The sequence below is a fragment of the Rhodococcus sp. Q genome, assembly GCF_005503035.1.
Classification (GTDB): Bacteria; Actinomycetota; Actinomycetes; order Mycobacteriales; family Mycobacteriaceae; genus Rhodococcus_G.
In genome coordinates, this window is record NZ_SCOY01000023.1 from 11,117 (window position 1) to 27,504 (window position 16,388).

The window sequence follows — 16,388 nt, forward strand, 5'->3', positions numbered from 1 at the left end:
GAGATCAGGGGGTGACCGCGAGGTGACCGTGTCTGCAGATCGATTCGGCTCGGAGTGGACGGCGGGCCTGCCATCCGCCGTCTCCGAGCATCTCCCCGAGGTGATCGGCGCCTATTTCCGAGGAACCGACGCCGCCGTGACGGACGAGGTCGTCACCGACGAGGCGATGGCGGCGTTCCGTGCACACCTCGAGTTCGCGTCCGTCCGCGAGCCGGGGCTGTCGGCCGCCCGCGTCGTCGTCCCCACCGACGGAGCTCCCGCGGTCCAGGTGGTCACCGACGACATGCCGATGCTCGTCGAGTCGGTGACGGCGCTGCTGGCGCGGTTCGGTGTCACCGTCGTCGAGATCGTGCACCCCGTGCTGAGGGTGCGCCGGGACTCCGCAGGCCGCCTGGTCGACGTGCTGGTCGACGGTGCGCACCACGAGAAGTCGACGCACACCGAATCGTGGATGCACCTGCGACTGCATTCGGCCACGGATCCCGCGCTGTTCGACCCCCTCGCCTCCGCGGTCGGCGATGTCCTCGACGACGTCCGGCAGGTCATCGCCGACACCGACGCGATGCGGGCGATGCAGCGCGATCTCGCGGATCGCCTGGACGTACTCGCGGACGGCGGACCCATCGGCTACCCCGAACACGAGATTCGGGACACCGCGGCCCTGCTGCGCTGGTTCGCCGGGGGCAACTTCGCTCTTCTCGGCTACCGCCGGTACGAGTTCGGCGACGCGGCCGCGCACGGTGGGGCGGTCGGCCGAATCGTCCCCGGCAGCGGACTCGGGGTGCTCGGCGCCGAGATCCGCACCGACCACCGGATAGACCTGCCTGCACCGCAATTCGATGCCGACGGGCCACTGCTGACGTTCGCGCAGGGGCCGCTGCCCGCGACCGTCCACCGTTCCGTGTACCCGTCGTTCGTGCGTGTGCTGGATCTCGACGACACCGGTGCGGCCGTCGGTGAGCATCGATTCCTCGGCGTGCTCACCGTGACCGGTGTCCACGAGAACATCCTCGACATCCCCGTCGTCGCGGCCAGGGCTCGGGCCGTCATCGCCCGCTCGGGCTGCGACCTGCACTCGTTCTCCGGTCAAGCGATGCTGGAGGTCATCCAGTCGTTGCCGCGTACCGAACTGTTCTCGATCGGCACCGCCGAACTGTTCGACACGGTCTCGGCGGTCGTCGCGATCGGGGTCCGCAGGCAGGCTAGGCTCTTCCTGCGCGACGACCACGACGGTCGATTCGTGTCCGCGCTGGTGTATCTGCCGCGGGACCGCTACAACACCCGGGCGCGCCTGGCAATGCAGTCGATCCTGCTTCGCGAGCTCGGTGGCGGCACCCTCGACTACAGCGCCCGCGTCACCGAATCCGACTTGGCGATGGTTCATTTCACGATCCGGACCTCGGTGACGGAGCCGGCGCCGAACGTGGACACCTCCGCGGCGAATCGCGAGCGGATCGAGACGTTGCTCGCTGCGGCGACCCGCTCCTGGGACGACGACCTGGCCGACGCGGTCGTCGGGGATCTGGACGTGACGTCGCTGACCGCGCAGCGCTACGCGTCGGCGTTCCCGGAGAGCTACAAGGAGGACTTCGGTGCCGCGCGCGCTGTCCGTGACGTCGCCAGGCTCGAGGCTCTCGGTGTCGACGGCGTCGACCTGCAGTTGTATCGCAGGCGTGGCGCACCGCCCGGGCGTTGGCGCTTCACCCTGTACATCACGGGGGAGGGCGTCTCGCTGAGCCAGGTGCTGCCGGTACTGCAGTCGCTCGGGGTCGAGGTGGTGGACGAGCGTCCCTACGACGTCACCCGGCCCGACGGAACCCTGTGCTGGATCTACGATTTCGGTCTTTCGGCGGCGCCGGAACTCGTCGACGCCGAGGTGGAGGAGAATCTGGAATCCGAACTGGGTGAGCGGCTACCCGCCGCTCGCGACCTCCAGCGCCGCTTCACCGAGGCATTCACCGCGGTCTGGCGCGGGTTGTCCGAACCCGACAAGTTCAACGAGTTCGTGCTCCGCGCCCACCTGGAGTGGCGCGAGGCAGCGATGCTGCGTGCCTACGCGAAATACCTGCGGCAGGCCGGTTTTCCGTACAGTCAGTTCCGCATCGAGTCGGTGCTGCTCGAGCACGCGGACACCACCCGTCTGCTCGTCGACATGTTCGCGGCGATGTTCGATCCCGATGCGGCGGATTCGTCGCGCGCCGAACGACTCGTCGTCGAGGTGCGACGTCGAATCACCGAGGTGGTCAGCCTCGACGCCGACCGGATCCTGCGGGCGATGCTCTCCCTCATCCTCGCGACCCTGCGCACCAACGCCTATGTGCGCGGTCCGGGTGGCGAGCGGCGGGACGTGCTGGTGTTCAAACTCGACGCCGAGCAGGTCACCGAACTGCCCAGGCCGCGGCCGCGTTTCGAGGTGTTCGCCTACTCGCCGCGGGTGGAGGGCGTGCACCTACGATTCGGACCGGTCGCCCGAGGTGGCCTGCGCTGGTCGGATCGCCGGGAGGACTTCCGCACAGAGATCCTCGGCCTGGTGAAGGCGCAGGCCGTCAAGAACGCCGTCATCGTGCCGGTCGGGGCGAAGGGCGGATTCGTCGTGAAGCGGACTCCGGCTCCCACGGGTGACGCGGCATCCGACCGGCAGGCGACACTCGCCGAAGGCCGCGCCTGCTACCGCCTGTTCATCGCCGGACTCCTCGATGTCACCGACAACGTCGAACCGGCAACCGGCGCGGTGCTGCCCCCGGACCGGGTGGTCCGGCGCGACGGCGACGACACCTACCTCGTCGTGGCCGCGGACAAGGGCACCGCCACCTTCTCCGATCTCGCGAACGAGGTTGCCGCCGAGTACGGTTACTGGCTCGGCGACGCCTTCGCGTCCGGCGGATCGGTCGGCTACGACCACAAGGCCATGGGTATCACCGCCCGTGGAGCGTGGGAATCGGTGAAGCGGCACTTCCGTGAGCTCGGTGTCGACGTGCAGGAGCAGGACTTCACGGCCGCCGGTGTCGGAGACATGAGCGGCGACGTCTTCGGCAACGGCATGCTGCTCAGCAGACACCTGCGCCTCGTCGCCGCATTCGACCACCGGCACGTCTTCCTCGACCCGAACCCGCACGCCACGCGGTCGTTCGCGGAGCGCGAGCGCCTGTTCCGGATGCCGCGGTCGTCGTGGGCGGACTACGACACCGCCCTGATCAGCGCGGGCGGCGGCGTGTGGGATCGCTCGGTCAAGTCGGTGCCCCTGAGCGACCAGGCGCGCACAGCGCTCGGCCTGGACGCCTCGGTGTCCGAACTGTCACCGCCCGAACTGGTCCGCGCCATCCTGCGCGCGCCGGTCGACCTGCTCTGGAACGGCGGCATCGGCACCTACGTGAAGGCGTCGACCGAATCGCAGGCCGACGTCGGGGACAAGGCGAACGACCTGGTCCGGGTGAACGGTAACGAGGTTCGGGCCAAGGTGATCGGCGAGGGCGGGAACCTCGGCGTCACACCGCGCGGACGCGTCGAGTACGACCTCTCGGGCGGCCGGATCAACACCGATGCCCTCGACAACTCGGCAGGCGTGGACTGCTCCGACCACGAGGTCAACATCAAGATCCTGCTCGACACGGCAGTCGGGAGCGGAGCGCTTGCCCCTGCAGAACGCAACGACCTCCTCGCGTCGATGACGGACGAGGTCGCCCGACTCGTGCTGCGCGACAACATCAATCAGAACACCCTGATGGGCACCTCCCGGGCCGATGCCGTGGGAATGCTCGGCGTGCACACCCGCTTGCTCGCCGACCTCGAGACGTCACGCGGGCTCGACCGTGCGCTCGAGGCGCTGCCCACCGACGAGGAGATCGCGCGACGTCGGGAGATCGGACGCGGCTTCACCTCGCCCGAGCTCGCGACCCTGCTCGCGCACGTGAAGCTGACCGTCAAGGACGACCTGCTCGCCAGCGAACTACCCGACAGCCCCACCTACGCGGTCCGGCTGCCGCACTACTTCCCGCGGCCGCTGCGCGAGCGGTTCGCGCCGCAGATCGGCGGGCACCGACTGCGCAGGCAGATCGTCGCGACGATGCTCGCCAACGAGGCCGTCGACTTCGGCGGCATCAGCTACCCGTACCGTCTCGCCGAGGAGGCAGGGGCCAGCAGCACCGACGCGATCCGCGCGTTCACCGCCGCCACCGAGATCTTCGACCTGCGCCAGCTGTGGTCCGACATCGGCAGCGCCGCCGTGCCCGCGTCCGTCGCGGACGACCTGGTCCTGGAGTCGCGGCGGATGCTGGACCGGGTGTCGCGCTGGCTGCTGACCAACCGGCCGCAGCCGATCGCCGTCGGCGCCGAGATCAACCGCTACGCCGGCCGGGTTCGTGAACTGATGCCGCGGGTCCACGGCTGGCTGCGGGGTCACCACCTGACCGAACTGGAATCGCGGACGGCGTCCGTCACCTCGCGCGGCTGCCCGCGCGACCTGGCGTTGCGGGTCTACGGGCTGCTCGACGCGTTCCCGGTCCTCGACATCATCGACATCGCCGACATCACCGAACGCGAACACGACGAGGTCGGGCCGCTCTACTACACCCTCGACGCGCACCTCGGGATCGACGAATTCCTCACCGCCATATCGGGACTCGAGCGAGGTGACCGGTGGCATTCGTTGGCCCGACTGGCGCTGCGTGAGGATCTGTACGGGTCGCTGCGGTCGCTCACGATGGACGTCCTGTTCGGGGGTGAACCCGACGAGAGTCCGGCCGAGAAGATCGAGGACTGGGAGTCGACGAACGCCTCCCGGCTCGCGAGGGCGCGGGCGGCGCTCACCGAGATCGGGGAGTCTGGAACGCTTGACCTCGCGACGCTGTCCGTGGCGGCGCGTCAGGTACGGAGCATGGTGCGCGGAGCGGGCACCCGAGCAGAAGGAGCACGGTGAGCGGGGTTCTTGCAGAGACGGCCCAGCAGGGGAGCCAGGTGGGGTTCCACACCAAGGTCGGGGTCCGCTGGTCCGACATGGACGTCTTCCAGCACATCAACCACGCCCGGATGGTGACGCTCCTCGAGGAGGCCCGCATCCCGTGGCTGTTCGAGGACGGCATCCCGACGGTGACGCTGCGTGACGGCGCCGTCATCGCGGACCTGCACGTCCGCTACCGCGGTCAGCTCCGGCACGACGACGGACCGCTCGACGTGCTGATGTGGATCGACCAGATCCGGGCCGTCGACTTCACCATCGGCTACGAGGTGCGTGCAGGCGGCGCCGACCCGTCGTCCGCGCCGTCGATCGTCGCGTCCACCCAGATCGCGGCGTTCGACATCGACACGCAGCGGCTGCGCAGGCTCACCGCGGCCGAGCGCGGGTACCTGGAGCGCTGGCAGCGTGGCTGATCGCGCACTGGTCCTGTCCGGGCCGGGGGAGCGGGCGAATCTCGCCGCCTTCCTCGGCCGGGTCGTCCGCCTCGACGAGGCCGCCGTCGTTCGGTTGAGGCGACGCGACGACGACCATCTCGTCGTGTGGGCCCCGACGGGATTCGACGCGCTCGCCGCGCGCGTGGTCGCCGGACGTGTTCGTCCGGACGACCTGACGGCCGCCGCCGACAGCCTCCTCCGCGCACTCGGCGCAGACGTCGATGGCGGCGAGATCGATCCCGGCTTCGCGATGGACTCGGCGTGGCGCGGCGCGCTTCCCCCCGATCCGGGATGGGTGCACGTCGACGACGTTCCGGCGGGTGTGCTGATCGACCTCGCCCGGCACGGCACCCAGGTGGCCGCCGAGCACGGCGGTCACGGCCCGCCCGCCTCGCTGCTCGACCAGGAGGTGCTCGCCGTCGACGGCGGGGGCGACGAGGTCACAGTCACCATGCGAACCGTGTTTGCATTGGCCGCAATGGGATTCGTGCCCGGAGGCGACGTCGAGGGAGCGGTCGTGGACCCGGCCGAACTGGTTCGGGTCAGGGCGACACGCACCTGGTTGCGACTCGACGCGCGTTACGGGTCCGTCTTCGCTCGCCGCGGCGGGGACATCCCGCTGTCCGTGGTGTAGCGCGGACAGCGGCGGGCGCGGCGGCGGGTGGGGAGTCGAACCTGCCCACGCCGCCCGCTGACCTCGTGAATTCGCGAATATTGCGCCGAAATAGCTGCATGGTGAGCGGCGTATGTGGAAGCTGCGTGGAACTCGTATCTCGGCATTATGTTCGGGTAGGCAATCTTTCCGCAGCTTTCTTGTGCTCTATATCGAAAGCCTAACGTTCCGAACAGCTGTCCAAGTACGGCGAGAGAGTTCTGTGAACTTTGCTTAACATTCGCTGGCATGGCGACTTCTTCGAAAGCAAAGCAGCGCGTTGTTTTTCGTGATGTTCGGATTTTCGACGGTGTGTCCGACAGTCTCGTTGCCGGGGACGTCCTGATCGACGGCGACCGGATCGTCGGGGTGTCCGAGTCTCCGGTAGGTGACGAGCCCGGTCGCGAGACGGTCGCCGTCGACGGCGGTGGGCGTGTTCTCATGCCGGGCATGAGCGACGCACACGTGCACCTGGTGGGTAACGCCAACACGATGGTCGACATGGTGGCCGGCTCGGAAAGCCACATCGCTCTCAACGGCCTCGCAGAGGCGGGGAGCATGTTGTTGCGCGGCTTCACTGCCGTACGGGACATGGCCGGCGACACCGGCAGTCTCAAGTCGGTCATCGACCGCGGACTGTTCCCCGGCCCCCGGATCTACCCGTCCCAGGCTGCGATTTCGCAGACCAGCGGACACGGTGACTTCGGTTTCGTCTACGAGACGCCGACCGCGTTGGGTGGGGCGCAGTCCCGGGCCGAGCAGATCGGATTCATGCGAGTCGCGAACGGTGAGGCGCAAGTCCTTGCCTCGGTGCGCGAGCAGTTGAAGAAGGGTGCCTCCCAGATCAAGGTGATGGTCGGCGGTGGTGCCGCGTCGATGTACGACCCCCTGTACACGGTGCAGTTCACGGATGCGGAGTTGCGAGCAGCGGTGGACGCGGCCACCGACTACGGCACCTACGTCGCCACGCACGTCTACAACGTCACCGGCATTCGCCGGGCCGTCGAGGCAGGCGTGAAGTCGATCGAGCACGGACATCTCGCCGACGAGGCGACCATCGCGATGCTGGCGGAGCGCGGCGTCTGGCTCTCGATGCAGCCGTTCGCGCTCGGCGACCACCACTACCCGGACCCCGACCGCGCGGGGAAGGACCGCGAAATCTGCACCGGCACCGACCAGGTGTACAAGTGGGCGACGAAGCACGGGGTGAAAGTGGCGTGGGGCACCGATCTGCTCCTCGAACCGCAGCTCGCCGCCCGTCAGAGCGAGATGGCGGCCCGCCTGGGCGATCACTACAGCAACCTCGACGCACTGCGGATGCTGACCTCCGGCAACGCGGAGCTGTTCCGGCTCGCGGGCGATCGTGACCCCTACCGGCAGGCACCGTTCGGTGTCGTCGCCGAGGGCGCGTGGGCCGACGTCCTGCTCGTCGACGGCAACCCCCTCGAGGACCTGAATCTTCTGGCGGACCCGGGGAAGAACCTGTCGGTCATCGTGAAGAACGGCGAGATCGTCAAGAACAGTCTCTGACACTGCGCGCCGAGTTCTCCACCGAACACCAAACACTGTCGAAGGCACGCGCCGCCGGTCGGCGCGGGATGAGAGGTGTGTTTTGGTCGAAGTCACCACGGCGGAACCCGAGAAATTCTGGGAGCCGGTCCCCGGTTCCCTGGTATCCGCGAGGGCAATAGAACTCCACGGGCCGTGGGGCCACGTGTTCGGCCCCCTCGACCTCGACATCGACGAGGGCGGGGTGACGGTACTGGCGGCGCAATCCGGCGCGGCCCGGACCGCCTTGCTCATGGCCCTGTGCGGCAGGATGCGCCTGTCGGGCGGCACCCTGACCGTGCTGGGCAAGACGAACCGACCACAGAAGGTGTTCGCGCAGTCGGCGGTCGCCTGCATGAACGAACTCGACGGCGTCAGCCCGTCGGTCACCGTCCGGGACATCGTCACCGAACAACTACGCTGGGACTCGGCGTGGTTCAAGTTCGTGCCCCGGGTCCGCGAGGATGGCGTGGAGCGGATGTGCGCGGAGGTCTTCGGCGACGTTCCACTGCCGCCGTTGAACGGTTTCGTCGACGACCTCCCCGAGATCCAGCAGATGCTGCTCCGGATCGCGGTGGCCAACACACGCCGGCCCCCGCTGCTCGTCGTCGGGCGGCTGGACAAGGTCGCCGACGACGACGAGCGCCGTATCCTCCTCGAACGCCTGGTGGCGTTGGGGGAGAAGCAGTCGGTGATCACTGCCGACGTGAACCCGCTCCCGCCGGACAGCGGGGTCCGTGCGGTCGTCGAACTCGAACTCGGTGCCGGCGACGTCGGTGTCCTGACAGAGGGGAGATGACTCGTGCTGGCAGGAGTGTCCCTCGGGAGCGATTCGAAGCGCTACTTCCGCGGCACCATGCCGCGGATCGCCATCATCACGATCATCCTCATGCCACTGCTCTACGGGGCGATGTACCTGTGGGCGTTCTGGAACCCGTTCGGCGCGGTCGACAAGATCCCGGCCGCGATCGTCAACAGTGACACCGGCCGCACCGCCACCGGTCAGCAGCTCGATGCTGGTGAACAGGTGGTCAAGTCGCTCGTCGCCTCCGGCCAGCTGGACCTGGCCGAGGTGTCCGCGGACGAAGCCGCTCAGGGACTCTCGTCCGGAAAGTACTACTACACGATCACCCTGCCGGAGAACTTCAGCGCCGCGGTCGAATCGCCGAACGGCGACGACCCGCAGAAGGCGGAGCTGATCTTCACCTTCAACGATGCCAACAACTACCTCGCGACCATCATCGGGCAGGATGCCTCCGAACAGGTCATCAACCAGGTCAACACGACCATCGGTGCGCAGGGCGTCGGGCAGGTGCTCACCGGGCTGCAGAGCGCCGGCTCCGGCCTGAAACAGGCTGCCGACGGTGCCGACCAACTCGCCGCCGGGATCGACACCGCCAAGACCGGTGCAGACCAGCTCAGCTCGGGCGCGAACGAGCTGGCGACGAACATGGTCACCGCCGAGTCCGGATCGGCGCAACTGGCCAGCGGCGCAGACCAACTCGCGACTGCGATCGACGGTGCCACCACGCCGCTGATCAACGCGCTGGGCAGCGGCGCCGTCCCGAACATCGGCGGTCAGGTGTCAGAACTCCGGCGGTCTCTTGAGGCCCTGGGGAGCAGAATTCCCGAGGGGACGCCACCGCCGGTCACAGCGGTTTCGCGGGCTCTCGAAATCCTCGGGCAGAGTAACGATCCCCTGGTCGAGCGGGCCGTGGCGGTGCTGTCGCCGCTCGCCGCCCAGCAGGTGAGTGGCGACGCCGCGCAGTTGCAGGCGGAGATCGGGCGACTCAGCGGTGACGCCCGCGCGGTCGAGTACCAACTGACGGACCCGGGAAGCCCCCTGCAGTCCGGTCTCGCGATGCTGCAGAACGGGGGGATCGCGTCGGATCTCCAGCAGTTGCGCAGTGGCGCCGACGAACTCAGTAGTGGCGCAAGCGCACTCAACTCCGGCTTGGTTCAGTTGACCGACGGCAGCCAGCAGCTCGCCGGGGGTGCCGGGCAGCTCGCGTCCGGGATGGTCGAACTGCAGACCGGCTCTCACGAACTCGCCAGTGCCCTCGAGCAGGGCGCCGGCCAGGTGCCGAGCTGGTCCGACGAGCAGAAGACCGCGACGGCGGACACGTTGTCGACTCCGGTTGCCCTCAAGCAGGACTACACGAACGTGGCTTCCACGTTCGGCACCGGATTCGCGCCGTTCTTCCTCTCGCTGGCACTGTTCGTCGGCGGCATCATCACGTGGATGCTGCTGACCCCCTTGCAGTCCCGGCCGACGATCGGCGGTGTCGGCCTCTATCGCACGGTGCTGGCGTCGTACTGGCCGGCGCTGCTGGTGGGGATTCTGCAGGTGGCCGTCATGTACACCGTCGTGCACTTCGGTGTCGGGCTCGATGTGAAGCACGTGCTGGGCACGATCGCGTTCTTGATACTGGTCTCCGCCACCTACCTTGCGATGATCCAGGCGTTCAATGCGCTGTTCGGGGTAGCGGTCGGGCGCGTGGTGACGCTCGCCTTCCTGATGCTCCAACTGGTCTCTGCCGGCGGAATCTACCCGGTGCCGACCACCGCCAAGCCGTTTCAGTACATCCATCCGTTCGACCCGATGACGTACACCGTCAACGGGCTGCGGCAGCTCACCATCGGCGAACAGGTCGACTCGCGGCTGTGGATCGCCATCACGGTACTCATCGGCATCCTGCTGGTGAGCCTGAGTCTGAGCGCGTTGTCCGTGCGCCGCAACCGGCAGTACACGATGGAACGGCTCTACCCGCCCATCGAAGTGTGACGGGTGACCGCACAACAGATTTCGCTCCACGAACATCCACCGAGTGTCGGAACCGAGTATTGGAGAGAAGATGTCTGATTCCTTCGCAGTGCCCACCGAAACCCTTGCCCCGGCCTACACCGGACGACTCGGAACCGATGCGGTGCCGGCACTGCGCCTGCCGAAGTCCGAGACCGACCCGGAGGCCGCCTACCGGTTCATCCACGATGAACTGATGCTCGACGGAAGTTCCCGGTTGAACCTGGCGACCTTCGTGACCACGTGGATGGACCCGCAGGCGGACCGGCTGATGGCCGAGACGTTCGACAAGAACATGATCGACAAGGACGAGTACCCGCAGACTGCGGAGATCGAGACTCGCTGCGTGAACATGGTTGCGGCCCTGTTCAATGCGGACGGCCTCGACGAGTCCGATCCGTCGTCCGCCACGGGGGTGTCCACCGTCGGATCGTCGGAGGCGGTGATGCTCGCCGGACTCGCCCTCAAGTGGCGCTGGCGGGCGGCGCGGGAGGCAGCCGGAAAGGACAACACACGCCCGAACCTGATCCTCGGCAGCAACGTCCAGGTCGTGTGGGAGAAGTTCTGTCGCTACTTCGACGTCGAACCGAAGTACCTCCCGATGGCGAAGGGGCGCTACGTCATCACCCCGGAGCAGGTTCGAGAGGCCGTGGACGAGAACACCATCGGTGTGGTCGCGATCCTCGGGACCACGTTCACCGGTGAGCTCGAGCCGGTCGCCGAGATCTCCGACGTTCTCGACGAGATCGCGGCGAAGGGCGGACCGGACGTCCCGCTGCACGTCGACGCGGCGAGCGGCGGCTTCGTGGTGCCCTTCCTGCACCCCGAGCTGAAGTGGGACTTCCGTCTGCCACGCGTCGTGTCGATCAACGTCAGCGGCCACAAGTACGGCATGACCTACCCGGGTATCGGATTCGTCGTGTGGCGGTCGAAGGAGTACCTGCCCGAGGACCTCGTCTTCCGCGTCAACTATCTGGGCGGGGACATGCCCACCTTCACACTGAACTTCTCCCGACCCGGCAATCAGGTGGTGGGTCAGTACTACAACTTCATCAGGCTGGGTGTCGCGGGGTACACCCAGATCATGGAGTCGTTGCGGGACACCGCGCTGATGATCTCCTCGGAACTGTCGGCGATGCAGGACATGCACGTCATCACGGACGGCAGTGCGATTCCGGTGCTGTCGTTCGAGGTGGTCGGCGATCCCGGGTACACGGTGTTCGACATCTCGCACGAGCTGCGGGCCCGGGGCTTCCAGGTGCCCGCCTACACCATGCCCGCCGACGCGGAGGACGTGGCCGTCCTGCGAATCGTGTTGCGGGAGGGCTTCAGCCGGGACATGGCCTACAAGCTCGTGCTGGCGATGAAAGACGTGGTGGCGCGACTGAAGGCCGGTGCCGAGCACACTGCGAGTGGTTTCGCGCATTAGCCCTGGTCCCCGTTGACGCACCGATCCGGGGATTGGGTGGCACGACCTGATTCGGCGGTCACCGGCGGCGCAGGTGTGGCCACACACCTGTGCCGCCCCGGTCCTCGATGGCGCCCGAGTTCGGTGCCGTGCAACACAGCGACTCCCGTGGGCGGGAGGTCGCACAATCCTTCCATCTCTCGATTGGGCTGTGCATCATGCTGATTCACCCGACTCTACGAATGCAGTCGTGGGGTTTTGTCATCGGCTCACTGTTGTTTGCGCTCGGATCCGCACCCTGGATCTCCCCGGCGATGGGTGCGGCCGCCGCCAACACATCCTTCTTCGTCGGCTCGTGGTTCTTCACCGCCGCTGCGTTCATCCAACTGGTGCTGAGCGGGGCGGCGACCACCACTGACCACGGCAAGCCGGCGATTCGGGCCGAATGGCTTTCCGCCGCGATCCAACTCCTCGGAACGATACTGTTCAACATCAGCACGGGTGCTGCCCTGCACGCACACACGGTCGAGGGCGAGATGCACCTCGTGTGGAATCCCAACGCCGAGGGATCAGTCGCTTTCCTGCTCAGCAGCGCTCTGGCCGTCCTGATGCTCGTGCGGGCCAACCAGCTATGGGAACCCGGGTCGAAGGTCTGGCAGAGCGTGTGGCTGAACCTGCTGGGGTCGATTGCGTTCGGGGTCTCCGCAGTGGGAGCTTTCATCACCCGGAACGGCACAGTGATGGACGACGTCCTGGCGAACGGAGGAACCTTCGTAGGCGCATTGTGCTTCTTCGCGGCCTCCGCGCTCTTCCTCGGCAAGCCGGAACGGCCCGCAGTCGAGGAATTCGTCGCCGCGACCGAGTAGCGCGTCAGATCAGCCAGGCCGCCGCGTTGGAAGGAAGAGCGCCCTCGACGAGCGGGGCGCTCGCGAGCAGCAGCTGTCCCGGAGGCAGGGGGATCGGGCCGTCGGTGGCGTTGAGCGCACAGATGAGCCCGCCGCGCCGGCGGAACGCCAGGCAGCCGGGAGGACTGCCGTACCAGTCGACGCCGTCGCCCGAGAACTCCGGGCGCTGCGAGCGCAGTTCGATCGCGGTGCGGTACAGCGACAGCATCGACCGGACGTCCTCGAGCTGTGCCTCCACCGTCAGCGGAGCCCAGTCCGTAGGCATCGGCAGCCACGTCGACTCGGCGGTCGTGAACCCGAACGGCGGCTCGGTGCCCTGCCACGGCAGCGGGACGCGGCAGCCGTCGCGGCCGCGCTCGGCGTGACCGGAACGCTCCCACACCGGATCCTGCAGCGCGTCCTCGGGCAGATCGTCGACGTTCGGCAACCCCAGCTCGGCGCCGTTGTAGACGAAGACGGCCCCGGGCAAGGCGAACTCGACGAGCGTCATCGCCCGCGCCCGCGCCCAACCGAGAGCGCCGCCGCCGTACCGCGTCACCTCCCGCTCCACGTCGTGGTTCGACAGCGTCCACGTCGGCGTGCCACCCACCGCCGCGACTGCGGCGAGCGAGTTGTCGACCGCGGCCCGCACCTGCTCGGCGCTGAACTTCGCCTCGGCGAGCCGGAAGTTGAAACCCAGATGCAGCTCGTCCGGTCGGATGTACTCCCCGAACCGCTCGTTGTCGCGGACCCAGATCTCGCCGACCGCCATCGTGCCGGGGAACTCGTTCATCACCGTGCGGATGCCGCGGTGGATCTCGTGCACCCCCGGATTGTTGAACCGCGGATCGTCGTCGTCGTTGCGCATCAATTCGTTGAGATCCCAGTCGTGGTCCGGGAGGCCCTCCGGCTTCGCCATCCCGTGCGCGACGTCGATCCGGAACCCGTCCACGCCGCGGCTGAGCCAGAACCGCAGCGTCGTGTACAGATCCTCCGCGACCTCCGGGTTCTCCCAGTTCAGGTCGGGCTGCTCGCGCGCGAAGATGTGCAGGTACCACTGTCCGGGCGTGCCGTCCGCCTCGGTGATCCGCGTCCACGCAGGACCGCCGAAGATGGACGGCCAGTTGTTCGGCGGCTCGTCGCCGTTCTCGCCCTTGCCGTCACGAAAGATGTACCGGGACCGCTCGGGGCTGCCCGGCGCAGCGGCCAACGCCGCGACGAACCACTCGTGCTGATCGCTGGTGTGGTTCGGGACCAGGTCCATCGTCACCTTGATACGGCGTGCGTGCGCCTCCTCGATCAACGCGTCCATCGCTGCGAGATCACCGAACAGGGGATCGATGTCACGCGGATCGGACACGTCGTACCCGTGGTCCGCCATCGGGGAGCGCATCACCGGGCTCAGCCAGATCGCGTCGATCCCGAGCAGCTCCAGGTAACCGAGGCGCTCCCGGACCCCACCGAGATCACCGACACCGTCCCCGTTGCCGTCGGAGAACGAGCGCGGGTAGATCTGGTAGAACACCCCGTTCGTCCACCACCGGTCGGACTCCGCCTGCCCCGCAACCCCCTGCGGGCTCTCCACGCTGCTCACGCCCGCCACAGTGCCACACGCCCACGACGGTCACGACTCGTGGCGGCGCACACCGCAGGTCCTGTCGATCAGATGGGCGAATTGACGAGTGAGTTCGCGGCCATGTCGATGTAGTCGACCAGCGTGCGGCGATGCTCGGCATCGAGTGTCTGCTCGTCGATCGAGTCGATCGCGATGTGCATGCACCGCAGCCACGCGTCCCGTTCCAGCGGACCGATCTTGAACGGGTTGTGCCTCATCCGCAGGCGCGGATGGCCACGCTCCTCCGAATAGGTCCGCGGCCCACCCCAGTACTGCTCGAGGAACATCCGCATCCTGCGCTCCGCGGGACCCAGATCCTCCTCGGGATAGAGCGGACGCACGATCTCGTCCTTCGCGACCTCCTCGTAGAAACGGGAGATCAGTTTGCGGAACGTCTCGGCTCCGCCGATCGCTTCGTAGAAACTCACTTCGGGTTCACTCATGGCGCCACCATTGTGCCCTCAGGTCGGCGCTGCGTCGATGGGCGCCAGAGGGCAGTGTCGATGGGCGCGAGCGTCGCAGTTGCCTCCCGTTCACCTTCCTGCCCGCAAACCGTCGGGAAAATGCGCGTGCGTCGACGCGTAATCCGTGGTCAACTGGGACAGGTCGTCCTCCGGAGGTCGCATGAAGCACCGACACAGCGCCCGCGCGCACCGACAACTCGAGCCCGCCGACGCCCGTCACCCACCGGGCTCGGGGGCTTCCCCGCTCTATGCGATCGACGAGGGCAACAAACCCTCCCACCCAGGCGATGATGCGGTTCCCGCCTGGGTGAAGCGCCGGGTGCTGCTGCTCAACGCCACCTACGAACCACTTACCGCCCTCCCGGTCCGCCGCGCAGTCGTCCTCCTGGTCTGCGACAAGGCCGATTCCGTCCACGAGGATCCGCTCGGACAGGTCATCCACTCCGCCGGTTCTTCGATCCAGGTTCCATCGGTGATCCGGCTCCGAAACTACGTGCGCGTGCCGTACCGCGCCCGAATCCCGATGACCAGGGCCGCACTCATGCACCGCGACCGCTTTCGCTGCGCCTACTGCGGCGACAAGGCCGAGACCGTCGACCACGTCATCCCGCGCAGTCGCGGAGGCGAACACTCGTGGGAGAACTGCGTCGCCTGCTGTGCCCCCTGCAACCATCGAAAAGCGGACAAACTTCTCAGCGAGCTCGGATGGACGCTCCGCGCAGCCCTCGTTCCTCCGAAGGGTCAGCACTGGCGCCTGCTTGCCGCGACGAAGGAACTCGATCCGCTGTGGCTCCGATATCTGGGCGAGGGCGCGGCGTAGGAAATTCCTGTGCCCCAGCGGCACAAATCCGCCGCCCCTGGGCTACCTTTGGCGGGTGAGCATTCTCGAGACAACGCTGATTTTCGTCGGGATTCCCGTCGTCATCACGGCCATCCTCGCGGGGCTGAGCTACCTGGCTCCGCGAGCCGCCGGTGAGACCCCCGCCCACTACTCGCTCGACAAGGAGTGGAACCACAAGCCGGTGCTGTGGTCCGCTGTCGACGAGGTGACGACCCGCCCCGGCCACCACAGTGGTCACGCGGAGATCGAGGGTTCGGCAGATCTGATCGGAGGTTCCGCAAGTGGCCGGTGGTAGCAAGTTCCCCGCAGTCGTCGAAGCCGACCTCCCCGTCGGTTACGCCGTCACCCCCAGCGGTCGCGTCTCGGGCGTGCACCGCATCGGCGAGCCGTTCGTCGACGACCTTCCGTTCACGGTCGACGAGCTCGTCGCCCTCGACGACGCACTGACCGACGCGACGCGGGCCACGAAGGTTCGTTTCAATCTCTACGTCGGTGCGCTCGGCGAAGACCCGGCAGCCGGTGTCGCCGCACTGTTCCCGACCACCCCCGAGGCCGAGCGGTCCGTGCTGATCGCGGTGTCGCCCAACCAGCGGGTCATCGAGGTCCGCTCGGGCAAGGCGGTCGCCGACCGCGTCACCGATCGCGTCGCGCAGCTCGGCGTCACGGCCGCGGTGTCGTCGTTCGCCGAGGCCGACCTGATCGACGGCCTGATCTCCGCGATCCGCGTGATGAGCGCGGCGATCGCGCAGCCGTAAGCACCGCCCCAGCTGCTCCCGAATGGCGCA

The 16,388-nt window shown here is 67.5% G+C and carries 13 protein-coding genes; 11 read left to right on the forward strand and 2 right to left on the reverse strand.

What is annotated here, in order from left to right; genetic code table 11:
- The first annotated feature begins 22 nt into the window (after positions 1-22).
- From FFS72_RS19000 to FFS72_RS19035, 8 genes are all read left to right on the forward strand, one after another.
- Positions 23-4,915, forward strand: coding sequence for an NAD-glutamate dehydrogenase (locus tag FFS72_RS19000; RefSeq protein ID WP_249353407.1), 4,893 nt, complete (start codon positions 23-25; stop codon positions 4,913-4,915).
- Positions 4,912-5,367 (forward strand): acyl-CoA thioesterase, encoded by a 456-nt coding sequence (locus FFS72_RS19005; RefSeq protein ID WP_283235429.1) that lies wholly within the window; start codon positions 4,912-4,914, stop codon positions 5,365-5,367. The genes FFS72_RS19000 and FFS72_RS19005 overlap by 4 nt, the downstream gene beginning before the upstream one ends.
- Positions 5,360-6,022: a DUF8010 domain-containing protein gene (locus FFS72_RS19010; RefSeq protein ID WP_137875390.1), complete on the forward strand. Its 663-nt coding sequence runs from the start codon at positions 5,360-5,362 to the stop codon at positions 6,020-6,022. Before FFS72_RS19005 ends, FFS72_RS19010 begins: the two co-directional genes overlap by 8 nt.
- Before the next feature lie 267 nt (positions 6,023-6,289).
- Positions 6,290-7,570, forward strand: a complete 1,281-nt coding sequence (locus FFS72_RS19015; RefSeq protein WP_137875391.1) for a metal-dependent hydrolase family protein — start codon at positions 6,290-6,292, stop codon at positions 7,568-7,570.
- A 184-nt stretch (positions 7,571-7,754) separates the two neighbouring features.
- The gene (locus FFS72_RS19020) at positions 7,755-8,387 is read left to right on the forward strand and encodes an ATP-binding cassette domain-containing protein (RefSeq protein ID WP_137875392.1); all 633 of its coding nucleotides are present in this window, start codon (positions 7,755-7,757) and stop codon (positions 8,385-8,387) included.
- 3 nt (positions 8,388-8,390) lie between these two features.
- The gene (locus tag FFS72_RS19025; protein ID WP_137875393.1) at positions 8,391-10,373 is read left to right on the forward strand and encodes a YhgE/Pip domain-containing protein; all 1,983 of its coding nucleotides are present in this window, start codon (positions 8,391-8,393) and stop codon (positions 10,371-10,373) included.
- Between the two features lie 70 nt (positions 10,374-10,443).
- Positions 10,444-11,820 carry a glutamate decarboxylase gene (gene gad / locus FFS72_RS19030; protein ID WP_137875394.1) on the forward strand — a complete coding sequence of 459 codons (1,377 nt, stop codon included), beginning with the start codon at positions 10,444-10,446 and terminating at the stop codon, positions 11,818-11,820.
- Positions 11,821-12,017: 197 nt separating this feature from the next.
- A complete protein-coding gene (locus tag FFS72_RS19035; protein WP_137875395.1) occupies positions 12,018-12,665 on the forward strand; it encodes a hypothetical protein in 648 nt (215 codons plus the stop codon).
- A 4-nt stretch (positions 12,666-12,669) separates the two neighbouring features.
- Here the strand turns inward: FFS72_RS19035 and FFS72_RS19040 are convergent, their stop codons facing one another.
- The gene (locus FFS72_RS19040; protein ID WP_137875433.1) at positions 12,670-14,268 is read right to left on the reverse strand and encodes a glycoside hydrolase family 13 protein; all 1,599 of its coding nucleotides are present in this window, start codon (positions 14,266-14,268) and stop codon (positions 12,670-12,672) included.
- A 77-nt stretch (positions 14,269-14,345) separates the two neighbouring features.
- Complete coding sequence (locus FFS72_RS19045; RefSeq protein WP_137875396.1) at positions 14,346-14,741, reverse strand: globin; 396 nt, start codon at positions 14,739-14,741, stop codon at positions 14,346-14,348.
- A gap of 181 nt (positions 14,742-14,922) precedes the next feature.
- Here FFS72_RS19045 and FFS72_RS19050 point away from each other — a divergent pair, with 181 nt between their 5' ends.
- The 3 genes from FFS72_RS19050 to FFS72_RS19060 are packed head-to-tail and all read left to right on the forward strand — an operon-like array spanning position 14,923 to position 16,358.
- Positions 14,923-15,582, forward strand: coding sequence for an HNH endonuclease (locus FFS72_RS19050; protein ID WP_171018743.1), 660 nt, complete (start codon positions 14,923-14,925; stop codon positions 15,580-15,582).
- Between the two features lie 55 nt (positions 15,583-15,637).
- Positions 15,638-15,898: an aa3-type cytochrome oxidase subunit CtaJ gene (gene ctaJ / locus FFS72_RS19055; protein WP_137875397.1), complete on the forward strand. Its 261-nt coding sequence runs from the start codon at positions 15,638-15,640 to the stop codon at positions 15,896-15,898.
- On the forward strand, positions 15,885-16,358 hold the full coding sequence (locus FFS72_RS19060) for a DUF5130 domain-containing protein (RefSeq protein ID WP_050062732.1): 474 nt from the start codon (positions 15,885-15,887) through the stop codon (positions 16,356-16,358). The genes ctaJ and FFS72_RS19060 overlap by 14 nt, the downstream gene beginning before the upstream one ends.
- Positions 16,359-16,388 lie beyond the last annotated feature (30 nt).